Source organism: Streptomyces sp. NPDC054794, from assembly GCF_053611585.1.
Genome location: NZ_JBSHAQ010000138.1, coordinates 1 through 1,865, shown reverse-complemented (window position 1 = coordinate 1,865; position 1,865 = coordinate 1). Strand labels below are relative to the sequence as shown.

The following is a 1,865-nucleotide window of genomic DNA, read 5'->3' as shown; positions in this document are numbered from 1 at the left end:
TGAGAGGGTGGTATGCGAGTTTTTGCCTTGTATCTGACTCTGTTATGGGATTGGCGTGCAGATCAGGGCTGTTAACGAGTGCCGGTTGCATGCCGAGGACGAACAAATCCGACTGGGATTCGGCCTGGTGGGCGTGTTGCCGCGGCCCGGTGCCCTGGCATGGGACCGAGCAAGAGGGCCATCCCGGCCCGGGCTCGGCGACATACTGCGGTCATGAGTGGAGAGGATTCGACACGGCTGGCGAGAGCCCTCATCGAGTTCCGTGAGGCCGAAGGCATCTCGGAGCGTGAACTCGCGCGCCGCACCTGGCTGAGTGAGGCGACCATCAGGACCTTCGAACGCGGCCGTGGGGACCTGCCCACCCCGACCGTTGCCCGAAGCTTCGAGGAACTCCTCGGCTGGACTCCGGGCAGCATCAAGACCGCGCCGTCCGAGGCGATGGGGCGTGAGGCATCGGCCGACTCGGCCAAGGACCTCGAGTAGGCGTGCTGGTCAGGGCTGAATTCCCGATTGCGGTCCTGGCCTGGTGAACAGTCCTGGCTCGGTTTCGGCCAGGATTCCGCGGTCGGCCAGCCGCTTGAGCTTGAGGCGGACGTTGTTGATGTTGTTGGGCGCGATCTCCAGGTCCATCGCCTCGCACACCTGCCGCGCACGCAGCGGATGGTCGGCCGCGGTGAACACCGCCATGATCTGCTGGTAGGCCGGGTGATCCGGCAGTTTCAGTACCGGCGGCGCGGACGGTTGCGGGTCCGGCAGCGCCAACAGCGTCTTGCGGGTGATCCGGACTTCTTCGGCGGCCCGGCCGAGTTCGTCGAGCTGGGCGGTCAGCTGCGTGATCTGTTCCCGCGTCGTCTCGGCCTGCGCGGTGATCTCGCGTTCCCGCTCCTCCAGCCGTGCCAGCACCGCGCCGAGCGTCAGCTCCCCGCCGGTCATGCGGTGCGCCAGGCGGGCACGGTCGCCGCGGTCAGCCGGCGCAGTATCACCGCGGTCATCGCCCAGTACACCCGCGACTCCGAACTGCGGGGCAGGTGCTCGTAGTCGCGCACCAGCCGGCGGTGCAACATCAAGATCCCATAGGCGCGTTCCACGACCCACCGCTTGGCCTGGGGAACGAACCCGGTCTGCGCGGGATTGCGCTCGACGATCTCCACCTCGATGCCCGCCTTCTCCCCGTGCGCGACGACGGCGTTCTTGAAGCCCTGGTCGACCAGGGCCTTCTGCACGGTGTCGGTGTCGGCGGCGACCTTGTCCAGCAGCGCGATCCCGACGGCGTTCTCGTGCGCCGACGCGGCCGCCACGACCACCGCGATCACCAGCCCCAGAATGTCAACGGCCAGGCCGCGCTTGCGGCCCGGTACTTTTTTTGCCGCATCACGCCCCGTCGACTCAGCGGGCACCCCAGCTGCCGCGTGCACGCTCTGGGTGTCGAGCACCACCAGGCTCGGGTCCGCCTTCCGGCGCGCCATTTCCCGCACCTGCCAGCGCAGCAGGTCGTGAATGGTCTGGTCGATGCCGTCGTCACGCCAGGTGTAGAAGTAGTACTTCACCGCGCCGGCCGGCGGAAAATCGTGCGGGAGCAGTTCCCACTGACAGCCGGTGCGGCCCTGGTAGAGCAGCGCGTTGACGATCTCCCGCATCGCGTACCGGCCCTGATGGCCGCTGACCGAGGGATGCGCGGCTTTCCACGCGGCGATCACAGGCTCGACCAGCGCCCACTGCTCGTCACTCACGTCGGTCTTGTAGGGCTTGCGCTCGCTCACAGCAACCAGCCCAACATGCCCATGGCCGCCGACCGGCCGGGATGCCGCACCGTCACACGTTCAGGTGACGACAAAACCCGTATGAAGTCTCATACCGCCCTCTGA

3 protein-coding genes are annotated in these 1,865 nt (G+C 67.2%); 1 reads left to right on the top strand and 2 read right to left on the bottom strand.

Annotated features, from left to right (window positions below):
• Positions 1-213: 213 nt before the first annotated feature.
• Positions 214-483: a helix-turn-helix domain-containing protein gene (locus tag ACWGKT_RS48405; protein WP_453278807.1), complete on the top strand. Its 270-nt coding sequence runs from the start codon at positions 214-216 to the stop codon at positions 481-483.
• A gap of 9 nt (positions 484-492) precedes the next feature.
• On the opposite strand, the gene ACWGKT_RS48400 is transcribed toward ACWGKT_RS48405, so the two are convergent.
• Positions 493-933, bottom strand: coding sequence for a hypothetical protein (locus ACWGKT_RS48400; protein WP_235458024.1), 441 nt, complete (start codon positions 931-933; stop codon positions 493-495).
• Complete coding sequence (locus tag ACWGKT_RS48395; RefSeq protein ID WP_453278806.1) at positions 930-1,760, bottom strand: IS5 family transposase; 831 nt, start codon at positions 1,758-1,760, stop codon at positions 930-932. Before ACWGKT_RS48395 ends, ACWGKT_RS48400 begins: the two co-directional genes overlap by 4 nt.
• Positions 1,761-1,865 lie beyond the last annotated feature (105 nt).

Excerpts from the sequence above, each read along its gene's own strand:
- ACWGKT_RS48405 (WP_453278807.1), top strand. The coding sequence starts at position 214 with ATGAGTGGAGAGGATTCGACACGGCTGGCGAGAGCCCTCATCGAGTTC.
- ACWGKT_RS48400 (WP_235458024.1), bottom strand. The coding sequence starts at position 933 with ATGACCGGCGGGGAGCTGACGCTCGGCGCGGTGCTGGCACGGCTGGAG.